General features: G+C 68.6%; 2 protein-coding genes. One reads left to right on the forward strand and one right to left on the reverse strand.

Features of this window, described 5'->3' with window-relative positions; all coding sequences use genetic code 11:
• Nucleotides 1-1070, forward strand: a 1070-nt coding sequence (locus tag VFL64_RS01035; protein WP_489538520.1) for a phospholipase A, incomplete at its 5' end; no start/stop codon positions are given.
• Nucleotides 1071-1074: 4 nt separating this feature from the next.
• Here VFL64_RS01035 and VFL64_RS01040 read toward each other — a convergent pair.
• A partial coding sequence (locus tag VFL64_RS01040) for a DUF6537 domain-containing protein (protein WP_489538521.1) occupies nucleotides 1075-2223 on the reverse strand: 1149 nt, incomplete at its 5' end.

Genomic DNA, 2223 nt, shown 5'->3' on the forward strand with positions numbered 1-2223 from the left:
TTGCTCCCTTGCTGCTGCCGGCCCTGGTGGCCCCGGCGCATGCGCAAGGCACACCGCCCCCGCCGACGCTTCAGGAATGTGCCGCCATCGGCCAGGCCGCCGACCGCCTGGCGTGCTACGACCGGCTGGCCGGCAGGGCGCAGGCCGTTCCGGCCCCTGCCGCCACGCCGCTCGAAGCCATCACCTCACCGACACCGACCTCGGAGATCGCCCCGAAGGACGTGGCGGTCACGCCCGGCACCGAGAAGAACGGCGACGGGAGCCTGCTCTCCAAGTTCTGGGAGCTCGATGCCCGGGACAAGCGCGGCACCTTCAACCTGCTGGGCTACCGCAGCAACTTCATCGCGCCGCTGCACGCGACCAGCCAGGTGAACCGCAACCCGCAGTCGCCCACGCAGGCGCCGGTGCCCAAGCCCAACTACCGCAACGTCGAGGCCAAGTTCCAGATCTCGCTGCGCACCAAGGTGCTGCAGGACGTGCTGCTGCCGGGCGGCGATGTCTGGCTCGCCTTCAGCGAGGTGGCCATGTGGCAGATCTGGAACGGCACCGATTCCAAGCCCTTCCGCAACACCGACTACGAACCCGAGGGCATGTACATCCTGCCCACCGCCGAGGGCCTGCGCGACCTGCCCGGGGGCTGGAAGTGGCGCTACACGCAGTTCGGCATCGCGCACCAGTCGAACGGGCAGTCCGACCCGCTCTCGCGCAGCTGGAATCGCGCCTACCTGGGCGCCGGCATCGAGCGCGGCGACTGGTCGCTCAACGCGCGCTTCAACCAGCGTTTCGACGAGCCCTACGAGCGCGACAACAACCCCGACCTGGTCGACTACCGGGGCCACTTCGAGTTCGACCTGAGCTGGGCGCCGGGCGCGGCCACCGCCTGGCTGCAGATCCGCCCGGCCTCGAAGGGCACCTCGCTGCAGTTCGAGTGGAGCTACCCCGTCTTCCGCGACCAGCCCAACGGCGTGCGCTGGTTCGTGCAGGCCTTCAGTGGGTATGGCGAGACGCTGACCGACTACAACTTCCGCCAGAACAGCATTGGCTTTGGCCTCTCGTTTCTCCAGTTCTGAGCGCTCAGGCGGCCTGCTGGTTGCCTGACGCGCGCCACTGAGACATCAGGCCGTCCCACTTGGCGCGTGCGGCCGCCAGGTGGCGCGCCTTCACGTGGCCGTAGCCGCGGATGTCTTCGGGGATGCTGGCGATGACCACGGCCTGGCCGTGGTTGCCGGCGTTCAGGCCGCGCAGCAGTTCGTCGATGCTGGCGCGGTACTCGCCGATCAGGGCACGCTCGGTCTTGCGCTCCTCGGTGTGGCCGAAGGGGTCGAAGGCCGTGCCGCGCAAGCCCTTCAGCTTGGCCAGCACGCCGAAGGCCGAACGCACCCAGGGGCCGTAGGCCTGCTTCTGCAACTCGCCCTTGTCGTTCTTCTTCGCCAGCAGCGGCGGGGCCAGGTGGTGGCGCAGCGTGAAGTCGCCTTCGAACTGCGCGCCGATCTTGTCGAGAAAGCTCTTGTCGGTGTGCAGGCGCGCGACCTCGTACTCGTCCTTGTAGGCCATCAGCTTGAAGAGGTAGCGTGCGACGGCGGCGCTGAGTCTGGTGCCGTTGAGGGGTGCTTCGGCCACGCGTACCTTCTCGACGAAGGCCTGGTACTGGGCCGCGTAGGCCGCGTTCTGGTACTGGGTGAGGAACGCCACGCGCTGCGCCACGATGTCTTCGAGCTTGCCACCCGGCTTGCGCACGAACTCGATCACCTGCGCCGCCTGGGTGAGCGCCTTCACCGCCGCCAGGTCGTGCGCCGCGCGGCGGCCCCACTCGAAGGCGGCCTTGTTGTTCTCGACCTGCACGCCATTGAGCTCGATGGCGCGCAGCAGCGACGCCAGGCTCAGCGGCACGCGGCCCTGCTGCCACGCATAGCCCAGCATCAGCGGGTTGGTGTAGAGCGAATCGCCGACCAATGCGACCGCCAGCTGTTCGGCATCGAACATGCCCACGTGCGTTTGACCGGCCGCGGCGGTGATGGCCGCCTCGCAGCTGGCGGCGGGGAACTGCCAGTCGGGGTTGGTCACGAAGGCGGCGGTCGGCGAGCCGTGGGTGTTGAGCGCCACGTAGCTGCGGCCTTCGCGCATCACCGCCAGCGTGCTCTTGTTGGCCGCGACGATGGGGTCGCAGGCGATCACGAGGTCGGCCTCGGCCGTGCCCACCTTGGTGGTGTAGATCGCGTCCAT

It is taken from the genome of Rhizobacter sp. (genome assembly GCF_035702065.1).
GTDB lineage: Bacteria > Pseudomonadota > Gammaproteobacteria > Burkholderiales > Burkholderiaceae_C > Rhizobacter.